The organism is Geodermatophilus sp. SYSU D00663 (genome assembly GCF_054050655.1).
Window position 1 is genome coordinate 1 of record NZ_JBJGZT010000019.1, and the last position, 14,279, is coordinate 14,279.

At 73.9% G+C, this 14,279-nt stretch carries 12 protein-coding genes; 3 read left to right on the plus strand and 9 right to left on the minus strand.

What is annotated here, in order from left to right; all coding sequences use genetic code 11:
* Positions 1–29: 29 nt before the first annotated feature.
* The 8 genes from ACI79Z_RS15270 to ACI79Z_RS15305 all read right to left on the minus strand — a co-directional run bounded on the left by ACI79Z_RS15270 (position 30) and on the right by ACI79Z_RS15305 (position 8,478).
* Entirely contained in the window at positions 30–1,658 is a 1,629-nt protein-coding gene (locus ACI79Z_RS15270; protein ID WP_456903113.1) for an MFS transporter, read from the minus strand.
* Between the two features lie 59 nt (positions 1,659–1,717).
* Positions 1,718–2,221: a MarR family winged helix-turn-helix transcriptional regulator gene (locus tag ACI79Z_RS15275; RefSeq protein ID WP_456903114.1), complete on the minus strand. Its 504-nt coding sequence runs from the start codon at positions 2,219–2,221 to the stop codon at positions 1,718–1,720.
* Between the two features lie 158 nt (positions 2,222–2,379).
* Positions 2,380–2,910 (minus strand): MarR family winged helix-turn-helix transcriptional regulator, encoded by a 531-nt coding sequence (locus tag ACI79Z_RS15280; RefSeq protein ID WP_387992062.1) that lies wholly within the window; start codon positions 2,908–2,910, stop codon positions 2,380–2,382.
* A complete protein-coding gene (locus tag ACI79Z_RS15285; protein WP_387992059.1) occupies positions 2,907–3,386 on the minus strand; it encodes a heat shock protein transcriptional repressor HspR in 480 nt (159 codons plus the stop codon). Before ACI79Z_RS15285 ends, ACI79Z_RS15280 begins: the two co-directional genes overlap by 4 nt.
* Complete coding sequence (gene dnaJ, locus ACI79Z_RS15290; protein ID WP_387992056.1) at positions 3,383–4,603, minus strand: molecular chaperone DnaJ; 1,221 nt, start codon at positions 4,601–4,603, stop codon at positions 3,383–3,385. Before dnaJ ends, ACI79Z_RS15285 begins: the two co-directional genes overlap by 4 nt.
* A 34-nt stretch (positions 4,604–4,637) precedes the next feature.
* Positions 4,638–5,360, minus strand: a complete 723-nt coding sequence (gene grpE, locus ACI79Z_RS15295) for a nucleotide exchange factor GrpE (RefSeq protein WP_456903115.1) — start codon at positions 5,358–5,360, stop codon at positions 4,638–4,640.
* The gene (dnaK, locus tag ACI79Z_RS15300) at positions 5,357–7,234 is read right to left on the minus strand and encodes a molecular chaperone DnaK (protein WP_387992050.1); all 1,878 of its coding nucleotides are present in this window, start codon (positions 7,232–7,234) and stop codon (positions 5,357–5,359) included. The genes grpE and dnaK overlap by 4 nt, the downstream gene beginning before the upstream one ends.
* 221 nt (positions 7,235–7,455) lie before the next feature.
* Positions 7,456–8,478: a hypothetical protein gene (locus ACI79Z_RS15305; RefSeq protein ID WP_387992047.1), complete on the minus strand. Its 1,023-nt coding sequence runs from the start codon at positions 8,476–8,478 to the stop codon at positions 7,456–7,458.
* Between the two features lie 522 nt (positions 8,479–9,000).
* Here ACI79Z_RS15305 and ACI79Z_RS15310 point away from each other — a divergent pair.
* The 3 genes from ACI79Z_RS15310 (at position 9,001) to ACI79Z_RS15320 (ending at position 13,703) form a co-directional block, all read left to right on the plus strand.
* On the plus strand, positions 9,001–11,295 hold the full coding sequence (locus ACI79Z_RS15310) for a heterodisulfide reductase-related iron-sulfur binding cluster (protein ID WP_387992044.1): 2,295 nt from the start codon (positions 9,001–9,003) through the stop codon (positions 11,293–11,295).
* A gap of 100 nt (positions 11,296–11,395) precedes the next feature.
* Positions 11,396–12,367 carry a DUF389 domain-containing protein gene (locus tag ACI79Z_RS15315; RefSeq protein WP_456903116.1) on the plus strand — a complete coding sequence of 324 codons (972 nt, stop codon included), beginning with the start codon at positions 11,396–11,398 and terminating at the stop codon, positions 12,365–12,367.
* A gap of 58 nt (positions 12,368–12,425) precedes the next feature.
* On the plus strand, positions 12,426–13,703 hold the full coding sequence (locus ACI79Z_RS15320) for a CynX/NimT family MFS transporter (protein WP_456903117.1): 1,278 nt from the start codon (positions 12,426–12,428) through the stop codon (positions 13,701–13,703).
* Here the strand turns inward: ACI79Z_RS15320 and dcd are convergent.
* Positions 13,669–14,259: a dCTP deaminase gene (dcd, locus tag ACI79Z_RS15325; protein WP_387992035.1), complete on the minus strand. Its 591-nt coding sequence runs from the start codon at positions 14,257–14,259 to the stop codon at positions 13,669–13,671. The genes ACI79Z_RS15320 and dcd overlap by 35 nt on opposite strands.
* Positions 14,260–14,279 lie beyond the last annotated feature (20 nt).

Sequence of the window (14,279 nt, forward strand, 5' to 3'; positions counted from 1 at the left end):
AGCCGGGGAGCGGGCCGTCGTGCGTTCTGTCAGCGGGCGGTGCCGACCGCCTCGTCCTCGGCGAGCGCGGGGCGGGACTCGCGGGCCAGCCGCTCCTCGCCGCTCTCGGTGCGCAGGGCCACCTCGCGGATGAGCAGGATGGCCGCGACGGCGACCACCGCGATGACCGCGGAGACGAGGAAGACCCGGCCGGTCGCGTCGCCGTAGGAGACCCGGATGAGCTCCTGGATGGCCGGCGGCGCGTCCGCGAGGCTCGCCAGGCCGACGCCGCCCGAGCCGCCGCCGGCCGCGGCCGCCTCCGGCGGCAGGCCCGCGGTGATCAGGTCGGTCACCCGGTTGCTGAGCACCGCGCCGAGCACGGAGACGCCGACGGTGCCGCCGAGGCTGCGGAAGAACGCCACCGCCGACGACGCCGCGCCGAGGTCGCTCGCGGCCACGGTGTTCTGCACCGCGAGGACCAGGTTCTGCATGGTCATGCCGATGCCGACGCCGAGGACGAACAGGAAGACGCCGAGCAGGACCATGTCCGTCTCGTGGTCGACGGTCGCCAGCAGGCCGAACCCGGCGACGACGAGCAGCGACCCGGCCACCAGGAACCGCTTCCACCGGCCGTGTCGGGTGATGAGGATGCCCGAGACGGTGGAGGAGACGAGCAGGCCGCCGACCATGGGGATCGTCAGCAGGCCGGCCGCCGTCGGCGAGTAGCCGCGGGAGATCTGCAGGTACTGGCCGAGGAAGACGGTGGACCCGAACATCGCCACACCGATCGCGACGCTGGCCACGATGGCGAGGGTCGTGGTCCGGTCGCGGAACAGCCGCAGCGGGACGATCGGCTCGGCCGCCCGCAGCTCGGTCACGACGAAGGCGACGACGGCGAGCGCGCTGCCGCCCAGGAACAGCGCCGTCTCGACCGAGGCCCACGCGAACCGGTCGCCGGCGAGGGTGACCCAGATGAGCATCGCGGAGACGCCCGCGGTGAGGAACGCGGCGCCGAGGTAGTCGATGCGGACCCGGCGCCTGGTCACCGGCAGGTGCAGCGTGCGCTGCAGCAGCACCAGCGCCACGGCGGCGAAGGGCACGCCGACGTAGAAGCACCAGCGCCAGCCGAGCCAGCTGGTGTCGACCAGCAGGCCGCCGAGCAGCGGGCCGCCGACGGTGGCCACGGCCATGACCGCGCCGAGCAGGCCCGAGTACCGGCCGCGCTCGCGGGGGCTGATCATCGCGGCCATCGCGATCTGCACCAGCGCCTGCAGGCCGCCGAGACCCAGGCCCTGGAGCACGCGCCAGCCGATGAGCGTGCCCACCGACTGGGACAGGCCGGCGAGCATCGAGCCGACGATGAAGACGACGATCGACAGCTGGATCAGCAGCTTCTTGCTGAACAGGTCGGCGAGCTTGCCCCAGATCGGCGTGGACGCCGTCGAGGCGAGCAGGGTGGCGGTGACGACCCAGGTGTACTGGCTCTGGCTGCCCCGCAGGTCGGTGATGATCGTGGGCAGGGCGTTGGAGACGACGGTCGAGGACAGGAACGCCACGAACATCGCCAGCAACATCCCCGAGAGGGCCTCGAGGATCTGCCGGTGCGTCATGCGGCCCTGCTGCTCGGCGGGCGCCTCCGCCGCCGGGGCGGCGACGGCGGGCTCGCGGGTGGTGGTCACGGTGCTCCTGGTCGGTGCGGGATCGGGTGCGGACGGCGGCCCGGACGGTCGGGCGGTGGTCACGAGGCGGCCCCGACGGCGTGCGGGGAGCCGGCGTGCGGCGAGCGGGCGGGCGGCGGCGCGGCGCGGTCGAGGTCGTCGGCCAGCCGCTCGAGCAGCTCGGTGAGCCGGTGGGCGTCGGCCTCGTCCCAGTCGGCCAGGGCCCGGGTGGCCCACTCCGAGCGCAGCGCGCGGGTCTGGGCCAGGGCGGTGACGCCCGCGGCGGAGACCCGGATGAGGCTGGCGCGGCCGTCGTGCGGGTCGGGCCGGCGCTCGACGAGGCCGGCCCTCTCGAGGGCGGCGACCTGGCGGCTGGCGACCGAGACGTCGACGCCGGCCTGCGCGGCCAGCGCGCTGCAGCGCTGCTCGCCGTCGCGCTCGAGCGGGACGAGCAGCGCCCAGCCGAAGGAGGGCAGCTCCCCGTAGACGGAGTCCGCGGCCCGGCCGGACACGTGCCGGCCGGCCCGGACGAGGCGCGCGATGCCGGCGGTGAGCCGCTCGCGCGTCCGGGAGGTGATGGGCATGGCGACCTCGTGGACAAGGTGATTGCAGACCACAACCATACATCCGGTTGGTTGCTGTCTACAACCTCCTACCCGCCCGGCGTGTTCCCCGACACGACGACGGCGCCCGGACCGCGGGGGTCCGGGCGCCGTCGTGGCGTGGTGCGGGAGGGTCGGGGTCAGGACGCGGGGACCGCGGCGTCCCCCGCCTCGCGGGCCTCGCCGAGCCGGTTGAACCGGGCCAGCAGCTCACCGAGCTGGGCGACGTCCTCGGCCGGCCAGCCGGACAGGTCGGCCTCCCAGCGCGCCCGGCGGGCGTCGCGGATGCGGGCGAGCCGGGCCGCGCCCTCGGGGGACGGGGTGAGCACCTGCGCCCGCCCGTCGGCGGGGTCGGGCTCGCGGTCGACCATGCCGAGTGCCACGAGGGAGGCCACCTGGCGGCTGACCGTGCTCTTGTCGAGGCCGAGCCGGGCGACCAGGTCGCTGGCGCGCAGCGGGCCGGCGTCGGCCAGCAGCGCGAGCAGGCCGTAGGCCGCGCCGTCGAGGTCGGGGTGCAGCTCGCGGGCGAGCCGGGCCGAGATGGCCCGCGACCGGCGCAGGAGCAGGCCGATCTCGCGCTCCAGCCGCACGAAGGACTCGTGCTGCTGCTCCCGGCGCGCGCTCGTCACGTCTCCCTGGACGACGACGGCGCCGCCGGGGTTCCCGCTCACCGCTGCGCCTCCCTCGGGCGCCAGACGACCAGCGCGGACGTGTGCTGCCGCCGCACCGGCACGAGGTCGGTGCCGACCAGGTCGCGGCCGTAGCCGCTGCGCATCGCCGTCTCCGCGGCGATCCGCCGGTGCTCGGACTCCTCGAGCTCGGCGACCAGCTCGTGCACGCGCTGCTGCAGCGCCTCGACCTGGGACTCCAGGTCGATGATCCGCTTGATGCCGGCCAGGTTGACGCCGTCCTCCTGGGACAGCCGCTGGACCTCGCGCAGCAGCGCGACGTCGCGCGGGCTGTAGCGCCGCCCGCCGCCCGCCGTGCGGCCCGGGGTGACCAGGCCGAGCCGGTCGTACTGGCGCAGCGTCTGGGCGTGCATGCCGGCCAGCTGCGCGGCCACGGAGATCACGAAGACCGGCGCGTCGTCGGCGACGGCGCGGCTCGCGTCGGCGCGCTCCCGGCCCTCGGTCCCCGCGGCGCTCACCGGGTGCTCCCGCGCTCGGCGTTGCGCTGGGTGGCCGCGGTGATCTGCGGGCGCGGGTCGCCCAGTTCGGCGTCGAGGGTCTTCACCGCCCGCTCGGCCTCGGCCGAGAGCCGCTGCGGGACGGCGACCTCCACGGTCACCAGCAGGTCGCCGTTGCGGCCGCGGCCGGGCACGCCCCGGCCCCGGACCCGCAGCGTGCGGCCGCTCGCCGTGCCGGCGGGCACCTTGAGCGTGACGTTGCCGTCCAGGGTCGGCACGGTCAGCGTCGTGCCGAGGACCGCCTCGGGGAAGGTGACCGGCACGGTGAGGGTGATGTCGTCGCCCTTGCGGCCGAACAGCTCGTGGTCGCTGACGTGCACGACCACGAACAGGTCGCCGGCGGGGCCGCCCCGCCGTCCCGGCGCGCCCTTGCCGGCCAGCCGGATCCGCTGCCCGTCCTTGACGCCGGCCGGGATCCGCACGGTGATCGTGCGGGTCTGGGTGGTGACGCCGTCGCCCTGGCAGGTCGGGCACGGGTCGTCGACCACCTGGCCGGTGCCGCGGCAGTTGCGGCACGGCTCGGAGAAGGCGAACGCGCCCTGGCTGCGGCTGGTGACCCCGGCGCCGCCGCACACCTCGCAGGTGTGCGGCGAGGTGCCCGGGCGGGCGCCGCTGCCGGAGCAGGTCGGGCAGGTGCCCGGGCTCTGCATCCGCAGCGGCACGGTGACACCGAGGACGGCCTCCTCGAAGGAGAGGGTGGCCTCGGTCTCGACGTCCTGCCCGCGGGCCGGCCCGGACGCCGCCTGGGAGCGGGCCCGGGCCGAGCCCGGTGCGGCACCGCCGAAGAGGTTGCCGAACAGGTCGCCGAGCCCGCCGCCCCCGCCGCGCGTCCCGGCGCCCCCGGCTCCGCCGAAGAGGTCGCCCAGGTCGAACGGCTGGCCGCCGCCGGTCCCGCCGGGGAAGCCCCCGGGGAACCCGGCACGCGCCCCGGCGCCGCCGGAGCCGAACAGCCGGCGGGCGTCGTCGTACTCGGCCCGCCGCTTGGGGTCGGACAGCACGTCGTAGGCCTCGGAGACCTCCTTGAAGCGCGCCTCGGCCTGCGTGTTGCCCGGGTTCTTGTCCGGGTGCAGGTCGCGGGCGAGCTGGCGGTAGGCCTTCTTGATCTCCGCGGCGTCAGCGCCCTGGGAGACGCCCAGCGCGGCGTAGTAGTCCTTCTCGATGAAGTCCCGGGTGCTCATCGGACGCCTCCTCTCTGCGTCTGGTGGCGGCCGGTCAGCCGGCGGCCGGGGTCTCCCCCGGCACGCCGCCGCCGGTCGCCTCCTGCTCGGGGGCGTCCGCGGCGCCGCCCGCGGGCTCGGTCACGGACACCATGGCCGTGCGCAGCACGCGGTCGCCCCGGCGGAAACCCTGCCGCAGGACCGTCGTCGCGGTGGGCACCGTGACGTGGTCGGACGTGTCGTGCAGGACGGCCTCGTGCAGCGACGGGTCGAACGGGTCCCCCGCGACGCCGAAGGCCTCCACGCCCAGGCCGTCGAGCAGCCCGAGCACGCGGTCGGCGACCACCTTGAAGGCGCCGGTCAGGTCGCCGTGGTCCCGGGCCCGCTCGATGTCGTCGACGATCGGGAACAGCTGGGCGGCGAAGCGCTCGGCCGCCTGGTCGACGACCAGCTGCCGGTCCCGGTCGACCCGCCGCCGGTAGTTGGCGTACTCGGCGGTGACCCGCTGCAGGTCCTCGGTGCGCTCGGTCAGCTGGCGCGACAGGTCGCCGTCCGCGGCGCTGTCGACGACCGGCGCCGCCGGGGCCTCCGGGGCGGCGGTCTGGTTCTCGGTCATCTGCTCCCCTGGCGATGAGTGGGCCGGTGTCTGTGCCGGAGCCGGGCGGGGCGGGACGCCGGCCGGCTGCTCGCCGGCCGGCGTCCGCACCTCACCGCTGACGGGGTCGATCCGCCGCTTGTCCCGGATCACGACCCGCGGCTGCTCGTCCCCCTGGCTCATCGGCGGTCGGTGTCCTCGTCGACGATCTCGGCGTCGACGACGTCGTCGTCGCCGGACGGGGCCGACGCGCCGAACCCGTCACCCGAGGCGCCCGCGGCACCGGCACCGGCGCCGGCGCCGTCACCCGCCTGGGCCTGCTGGGCGTAGAGCGCGCCGCCGACCTCCTGCGAGACGCGGGCGACCTTCTCCTGCGCCGACTTGATCGCGGCGATGTCCGAGCCGCCGAGGGCGGAGCGCAGCTCGGTCAGGGCCTCGCCGAGCTCCTCCTTCTTGTCGGCCGGGATGCGCTCACCGTTCTCCGCGAGGAACTTCTCGGTCTGGTACTGCAGCGACTCCGCCAGGTTGCGGGTCTCGGCCTCCTCGCGGCGGCGCTTGTCCTCCTCGGCGTGGGCCTCGGCGTCGCGCATCATCCGCTCGATGTCCTCCTTGGGGAGGGCCGAGCCGCCGGTGATGGTCATCGACTGCTCCTTGCCCGTGCCCAGGTCCTTGGCGGACACGTGCACGATGCCGTTGGCGTCGATGTCGAAGGCGACCTCGATCTGCGGGACGCCGCGCGGCGCCGGCGGCAGACCGGTCAGCTCGAACATGCCGAGCTTCTTGTTGTACATCGCCATCTCGCGCTCGCCCTGGAACACCTGGATCTGCACGGACGGCTGGTTGTCGTCGGCCGTCGTGAAGATCTCGGAGCGCTTGGTCGGGATCGTGGTGTTGCGCTCGATGAGCTTGGTCATGATCCCGCCCTTGGTCTCGATGCCGAGGGACAGCGGGGTGACGTCGAGCAGCAGGACGTCCTTGACCTCGCCCTTGAGGACGCCGGCCTGCAGGGCGGCGCCGATGGCGACGACCTCGTCCGGGTTGACGCCCTTGTTGGGCTCCTTGCCGCCGGTCAGCTCGCGGACCAGGTCGGTGACGGCCGGCATGCGGGTCGAGCCACCCACCAGGACGACGTGGTCGATCTCGCCGACGGAGATGCCGGCGTCGCGGATCGCCTGGTTGAACGGCGCGCGGGTGCGGTCGAGCAGGTCCTGGGTGAGCCGCTGGAACTCGGCGCGGGTCATCGTGACGTCGAGGTGCAGCGGGCCCTCGGCGCCGGCGGTGATGTAGGGCAGGTTGACGTTGGTCGACTGCGCGCCGGACAGCTCGATCTTGGCCTTCTCGGCGGCCTCGCGGAGGCGCTGCATGGCCAGCTTGTCCTTGGACAGGTCGATGCCGTTCTGGGCGTTGAACGTCTGCACCAGGTGCTTGACGATCCGCTCGTCCCAGTCGTCACCGCCGAGGTGGTTGTCACCGGCGGTGGCCTTCACCTCGATGACGCCCTCGCCGATCTCGAGCAGCGAGACGTCGAACGTGCCGCCACCGAGGTCGAAGACGAGGATCGTCTGCTCGGTCTCGCCCTTGTCCAGGCCGTAGGCCAGCGCGGCCGCGGTCGGCTCGTTGACGATGCGCAGGACGTTGAGGCCCGCGATCTCACCGGCCTCCTTGGTGGCCTGGCGCTGCGCGTCCTCGAAGTAGGCGGGGACGGTGATGACGGCGTCGGTGACCGTCTCGCCCAGGTAGGTCTCGGCGTCCCGCTTGAGCTTCTGCAGGATGCGGGCGCTGATCTCCTGCGGCGTGTAGCGCTTGCCGTCGATCTCGCCGGTCTGCCAGTTGGTGCCCATGTGGCGCTTCACCGACCGGATGGTCCGGTCGACGTTGGTGACCGCCTGGTTCTTGGCCGACTGGCCCACCAGGACCTCGCCGTTCTTGGCGAACGCGACGACCGAGGGCGTGGTGCGCGAGCCCTCGCTGTTGGCGATGACCGTCGGCTCGCCGCCCTCCAGGACGGTGACGACGGAGTTGGTGGTGCCGAGGTCGATGCCGACCGCTCGTGCCATGGAGCTGGCTCCTCTTCCGTGTGCTCGGGTGGTGCTGGGTGTCGTGGGGGTCGGTCGAGGGACCTCCCGCCTTGCGCGGGGTCCGCTCAACTTTCCTGCCCACCGTAACGGCAGACCGCCCGGCGGTGTTCCCGAGGGGTCGAGCTGCGCACGATCAGGCGGCCTGATCGTGCTGCGTCCTGACTCAGCGTCGGCGGTGAGCCAGGACGCACGACGGCGAGCTAGGTCGACGACGCCGCGATCGGCCCGGTCCCCCTGGTGGGCTCGACGGTGCGGACGACGCGATACCGGCGTGGCCCGACCGCCGGGGCCGCCAGGAGCCCACCCACCCGGGCCTCGAGTTCGCGCCGCCGTCCGGGCACGAGGTCCTCGTGTGCCAGGCGCACGACCCGGATGCCCAGCGCGCGCAGGAGGTCCTCGCGCCGCTTCTCCCGCCAGAGCACCTCCCCGGGATGCCGGCCGTCGAGGGGGTCGAGGTACTTCACCCGCCCGTCGAACTCGATGGCGACTCCGGCGTCGTCGTACCAGGCGTCGACCCGCGCGACGAAGCCTCGCGGACCGTGCACCTCGACCTGCAACTCCGGACGGGGCAGTCCGGCCTCGATCAACGCGAGCCGACCACGGGACTCGAGCGGGGACTCCGCGCGGCCGTCCGCGAGCCCGAGGGCCCGCGCCGCGTCGCCGATGCCGACCCAGTGCACCGCACGGAGGACGGCAGCCTGCAGGTCTTCCCGTCCGGCGAGCCGGTCGTGCAGTGCGGCGTCCATCGCCACCACCGAGTCCACGAGGTCCCACTCCCGGGCGCAGTCGACGAGCGTCCGCGCCGGCGCGGTCACGCCGAATCCGGCGAGTCGCCCGAGGTCACCGTCCGGGAGCGAAGCCCGGGCGACGACGTAACCCCGACCGCGCCGCCACTGGCCCGGGTGGGTCAGCCGCACGGCCCCGTCGACGTCCTCGGGGAGGACGAGGCGGTGGACCCGGGCGGCGGAGGTGTGGCTCAGGACCGGACCGGGAGCCAGGGCGAGCAGGACCGCGACGCAGTCGAGGAGGTGCCGGAGCCGGACGTCCGACTCGGCGGCAGCTAGGTCTCGGGCGCGGACGTAGACGCCTCGCCGCAACCAGCGCCAGTGGCCGGCGCTCAGCTCGGAGCGGATCTCGTCGGGTCGGTAGCCGACGCGCACGGCCTCTCGCGCGGTGAAGACGCCGAGCCGGGCGGCCGCGAGGCGGGCGAGTTCCGGGTGCACGTCGACAGTCTTCGATCTTGCGGCGACCGCGCCGAGGTCCCCACGGAACCTGTGGACGACGTCGCGACACCGTCCTGGCTCACCACGACGCCTCCTGGCTCACCGTCGGCGCTGCACCAGGACGCGGCACGATCAGGCGGCCTGATCATGCGACGGCCGGGACGCGGTGACCGGGGCGCGACCCGGGGGCGTGAGCCCGGTCACTCCCCACCCCGACGGCGCCTGCGCGGAAACACGCCCCCGTCGTGTTCCAGCCGGATCCCCAGGTCGCGAAACCGCACGTCAGGACGCCGGTCGGTGGGCGGGGAGCACCGTCGGACCGCCTCGGATCGGGGCGCCGCGCCTCTGGTTACTGCCGAGTAACCTGAACGCACCCCGGCTATCGTGCTGGGCTGCGTGGGCACCGCAGCCCGCGCGTGATCCGCCCCCGGTCCTCAGGGCCGGAGACGGCGGCGGGACCCTTCTCGTCGTCCGGTGCGGACGGAGTCAACCGACGCCGCAGAGGCGTGGGGAGAGGGAATCATGACGGGCCCCCTGCAGATCGTGCTCGGCACGATCAGCGTGCTGTTCCTCATCGTGTCGGTCGTCCTCGCCTACAAGGCCGTCCGGGCGATGGTCCGGATCATCCGCACCGGCCAGGCCGACAGCAGCCGGTTCGGGCCGTTCGGCCCGCGGATGAAGACCCTGCTGGTCGAGTCGCTCGGCCACACCCGGATGCTCAAGTGGTCGGCCATCGGCGCGGCCCACTGGTTCGTCTTCGTCGGCTTCTACGGCCTGTTCCTCACCCTGGTCGAGGCCTTCGGCGAGGTCTGGAACCCGGCCTTCCACCTGCCGCTGCTCGGCGAGTGGAGCCTGTGGAACCTCTTCGCCGACGTCATCGGCACCGGGACGATCCTCGGCATCCTGTACCTGATCTACCGGCGCCAGAAGGACCACCCGCGCCGCCAGGGCCGCGCGAGCCGCTTCGCCGGGTCCAACGAGGGGCGCGGCTACTTCGTCGAGGCCGTCGTCCTGACCGTCGGCATCTGCATCCTGCTGATCCGCGCGCTCAAGATCTCCTCGGACCTCACCGAGGCGCCGGCCTGGTCGCACCCGGTCTCGGGCCTGCTGGCCACCGTGCTGCCCGACAGCCCGGACCTGCTCAGCGTCGTCGCGTTCGTGAAGATCGTCGTCTCGCTGGTCTGGCTGGTCGTCCTCAGCCGCACGCTCAACATGGGCGTCGCCTGGCACCGGTTCAGCGCCTTCCCGAACATCTACTTCAAGCGCGAGGGCACCAGCGGCGCCCCGGCCCTCGGCCCGCTGCAGCCCATGACCTCGAACGGCAAGCCGATCGACTTCGAGGACCCGGGCGAGGACGACGTCTTCGGTCGCGGCAAGATCGAGGACTTCACCTGGAAGGGGATGCTCGACTTCACCACCTGCACCGAGTGCGGGCGGTGCCAGAGCCAGTGCCCTGCCTGGAACACCGGCAAGCCGCTGTCTCCCAAGATGGTGATCATGGACCTGCGGGACCACCTGTACGCCAAGGCCCCGTACCTCCTGGGTGAGAAGACCGCCGCCGAGACCGCCCCGGACTTCGACGTCCTCAAGCCCAGCGACGAGCAGGTCTGGGCCTCCGGCTACGCGCGCATCGAGGGCACCAACGACGCGCAGGCGCACCGCCCGCTGGTCGGCACCCTCGAGGAGGGCGGGGTCATCGACCCCGACGTCCTGTGGAGCTGCACCAACTGCGGCGCCTGCGTCGAGCAGTGCCCGGTCGACATCGAGCACATCGACCACATCGACGACATGCGCCGCTACCAGGTGCTCATCGAGTCGAACTTCCCGTCCGAGGCCGGCGTGATGCTGCGCAACCTCGAGAACCGCGGCAACCCCTGGGGCGTCAGCCCGAGCACCCGCGAGGACTGGATCAAGGAGGTCGACTTCGAGGTCCGCATGGCCGACGGCCCGCTGCCCTACGACGTCGAGTACCTGTTCTGGGTCGGCTGCGCCGGCGCCATCGACGACCGCGCCAAGAAGGTCACCAAGGCCGTCGCCGAGCTGCTGCACACCGCCGGCGTCGAGTTCGCCGTCCTGGGCTCCGGGGAGACCTGCTCGGGCGACCCCGCCCGCCGCATGGGCAACGAGTTCGTCTTCCAGATGATGGCCCAGGAGAACGTCGAGACCCTGAACGGCGTCTTCGAGGGCCGCGTGCCGGGCACCCGCAAGATCGTCACGACCTGCCCGCACTGCTTCAACTCGCTCGGCCGGGAGTACCCGCAGGTCGGCGGCGAGTACGAGGTCGTCCACCACACGCAGCTGCTCAGCCAGCTGGTGGAGGAGGGCCGGCTCACCCCGGTGACGCCGGTGGACCGCAAGGTCACCTACCACGACCCGTGCTTCCTGGGCCGGCACAACAAGGTCTACACGCCGCCGCGGGAGATCCTCGACAGCGTGCAGGGCCTCTCCACCCAGGAGATGCACCGCTGCAAGGACCGCGGCTTCTGCTGCGGCGCCGGCGGCGCGCGCATGTGGATGGAGGAGAAGATCGGCAAGCGGATCAACGTGGAGCGCACCGAGGAGGCCCTCGGCCTCGACCCGGACGTCATCTCCACGGCCTGCCCGTTCTGCATCACGATGCTGTCGGACGCCCTGACGGCGAAGAAGCAGAACGGCGAGGCCGCCGAGCACGTCGAGGTCCTCGACGTCAGCCAGATCCTGCTGCGCTCGATGGCGCCGGTCGGCACCCCGGGCACCGAGCACGGCGCCGAGGTCGGCACCGCGGACGACGACGTCGCGGGCACCGGCTCCGCCGCCACCGGCCACGGCCAGGCCTGAGCGAGGACCCGCACCATCCTGACGGACGCCGTCGGCAGGGCAGCTCCTCGCCGGCGGCGTCCGCCGTCTCGGGGGCCGGTCCTCCGGTAGAACACCGCGCGTGCTGCTGCAGCTGCGGGTGACCGTCCCGCCCCACCGGACCGACGCCGTCCGCGACCTGTTCACCCGCTGCCCCGGGACCGCCCACCTCGCCGTGCTGCCCGGCGCCTCGGTCGAGCCGCCCGGCGACCTGCTCCTCGCCGACGTCACCCGCGAGTCCGCCGACGCCCTCGTCGGGGCGCTGCGCGAGCTGCACGTCGACCGCGACGGCGGCATCGCGATCGAGGCCGTGGACACGGCCGTCTCCGCCGTCGCCGAGCGGGCGGAGGAGGCCGCGCCGGGCGACGGCTCGGACGCCGTCGTCTGGGAGCAGGTGGTGCGGACGACGGCCGCGGACTCGTCGCTGTCGGTCTCCTACCTGTCGTTCCTGACCATCGCGACGCTGCTGGCCGGCATCGCGATCGTCAACGACTCGGCGGTCCTGGTCATCGGCGCCATGGTGCTCGGCCCGGAGTTCGCCCCGCTGGCGGGGCTCGCCGTCGCGCTCGTGCACCGGCGGCGCGGGGTCGCCCGGGCGGCGGCCCGCGCGCTGCTCGCCGGCTTCGCCCTGGCGATCGCGGTCACCGCGCTGGCCGCGCTCGCCGCCCGCGGGCTGGGCTGGGTCGACCCCGGGGTGCTCGCCACGGACCGCCCGCAGACCGGGTTCATCACCGCGCCGGACCACTGGTCGGTGGTGGTGGCGGTGCTGGCCGGCATCGCCGGCGTGCTGTCGCTGACGTCGGCGAAGAGCGGGGCGCTGGTCGGCGTCTTCATCTCCGTGACGACGGTGCCCGCCGCCGCGGACATGGCCGTGTCGCTGGCCCTGGGCGGCGGCGCCGAGTTCTGGCGCGCGGCCCTGCAGCTGGGGATCAACCTCGCCGGCATCCTGCTGGCCGCCGTGGTCACGCTGCTCCTGCAGCGGGTGCTGTGGCGGCGGGTCCCCCAGGTGCTGCCCCGCTTCGAGGCCACGCCGCGCACGGGGCTGCGCACCTAGACGGTTGGCCCGTGCACCCGCCTCCGGGCGGGCCGGACGTGCGGGGGACCATCGACGGGTGACCCGCACGGCCGACGACGCTCCCCCGATCCCGACGGCCGGCGAGCGACGGCGCGGACTCGCGCTCGTCGCGGTCGCCATCGTGCTGACCGCCGCGAACCTGCGGACGGCGGTGAGCACCGTCGGCCCGGTGCTCGAGGAGCTCGAGCGCGGGCTGGGCGTCTCCAGCGCCGCGGCCGGCGTGGTGACGACGCTGCCGGTGCTGTGCTTCGCCGCCATCGGCTTCGCCGGGCCGCCGCTGGCCGCCCGGTTCCGGGACGCGCACGTGCTGGCCGGCGCGCTGCTCACCATGGCCGCCGGGCTGGTGCTGCGGGCGGTCGTCGACTCGTTCCCGCTGTTCGTCGCCGGCACGGTGCTGGCGATGGTCGGCGGCGCGCTGGGCAACGTGCTGCTGCCCGGCCTGGTGAAGCGCTGGTTCCCCGCGCGCACCGGCCTGCTGGTGGGCGCCTACAGCGCGTCCATGGCCATCGGCGGGGCCGTCGCGGCGATCTCCACCGCGCCGATCGCCGCCGCCGTCGGCCCGGGCGGCTGGCGGTGGGCCATCGGCGTGTGGGCGCTGCTCGCGCTGGTCGCCGCGGTGCCGTGGTTCCTCGCCCCGCGCTCCCCCGGTGCGAGCCGGGGCACCCACCGCGCGGTGCGGATGGCGCCGCTGGCGCGCAGCCCGCTGGCGCTCACCCTGGCGGCGTTCTTCGGCCTGCAGGCGACGCAGGCCTACGTCGTCATGGGCTGGTCGGCGCAGTACCTGCGCGACTCCGGCCTGAGCGCGGCCACCGCCGGGCTGCTGCTCGGGATCAACTCGGTCGTCGTCATCCCGGTCAACGCGGTCACCCCGTCGCTCACCGTCCGCCAGCGGTGGCAGCGGCCGCTGCTGCTGGGCTTCATGGCCTGCTACGTCGTCGGCTGGAGCGGCCTGTGGCTGGCCCCGCGCACGCTGCCGTGGCTGTGGATGAGCGTGCTCGCCGTCGGCATGGGCACCTTCAGCATGGTGCTGGCGCTGATCGGGCTGCGCGCCCGGACGCCGGAGACGACGGCCGCGCTGTCCACGGTCACGCAGGGCTGGGGGTACGTCCTCGCCGGCGCCGGGCCGCTGCTGGTCGGCGTGCTGCGCGGCGCGACCGGCGGCTACACCGGCATGTTCGTGCTCGTCGCCGTCGCCACCGTCGGGCTCACGGTCACCGGGTGGCTGGTCACCCGGGACCGGTTCGTCGACGACGAGGTGCCCGGCTGGTCGCCGGCGGCGGTCAGCCCTGCGCCCGCCGGGTCTCCGCGCGGGTGAAGTTCCGGAACGAGCGAGACGGCGTCGGCCCGCGCTGGTCCTGGTAGCGGGAGCCGTACACCGCCGAGCCGTACGGGTGCTCGGCCGGGCCGGTGAGCCGGAACAGGCACAGCTGGCCGATCTTCATGCCCGGCCACAGCGTGATCGGCAGGTTGGCCACGTTCGACAGCTCCAGCGTGATGTGGCCGGAGAAGCCGGGGTCGACGAAGCCCGCCGTCGAGTGGGTGAGCAGCCCCAGGCGCCCGAGCGAGCTCTTGCCCTCCAGCCGGGCGGCGAGGTCGTCGGGGATGGTGACGACCTCGAGGGTGGAGCCGAGGACGAACTCGCCGGGGTGCAGGACGAACGGCTCGTCGCCGTCGGGCTCGACCAGGGTGGTCAGGTCGTCCTGCTGCTGGGCGGGGTCGATGTGGGTGTAGCGGGCGTTGTTGAACACCCGGAAGTAGCGGTCGAGCCGGACGTCGATGCTCGAGGGCTGCACCAGCCCCGCGTCGTGCGGCTCGATGCCGAGACGCCCCTCGGCGATCGCGGCGCGGATGTCGCGGTCGGACAGCAGCATGGCGCGGAGTCTAGGGAGGC

Excerpts from the sequence above, each read along its gene's own strand:
- ACI79Z_RS15275 (WP_456903114.1), bottom strand. The coding sequence starts at position 2,221 with ATGCCCATCACCTCCCGGACGCGCGAGCGGCTCACCGCCGGCATCGCG.
- dnaJ (WP_387992056.1), bottom strand. The coding sequence starts at position 4,603 with ATGAGCACCCGGGACTTCATCGAGAAGGACTACTACGCCGCGCTGGGC.
- grpE (WP_456903115.1), bottom strand. The coding sequence starts at position 5,360 with ATGAGCCAGGGGGACGAGCAGCCGCGGGTCGTGATCCGGGACAAGCGG.
- dnaK (WP_387992050.1), bottom strand. The coding sequence starts at position 7,234 with ATGGCACGAGCGGTCGGCATCGACCTCGGCACCACCAACTCCGTCGTC.
- ACI79Z_RS15310 (WP_387992044.1), top strand. The coding sequence starts at position 9,001 with ATGACGGGCCCCCTGCAGATCGTGCTCGGCACGATCAGCGTGCTGTTC.
- dcd (WP_387992035.1), bottom strand. The coding sequence starts at position 14,259 with ATGCTGCTGTCCGACCGCGACATCCGCGCCGCGATCGCCGAGGGGCGT.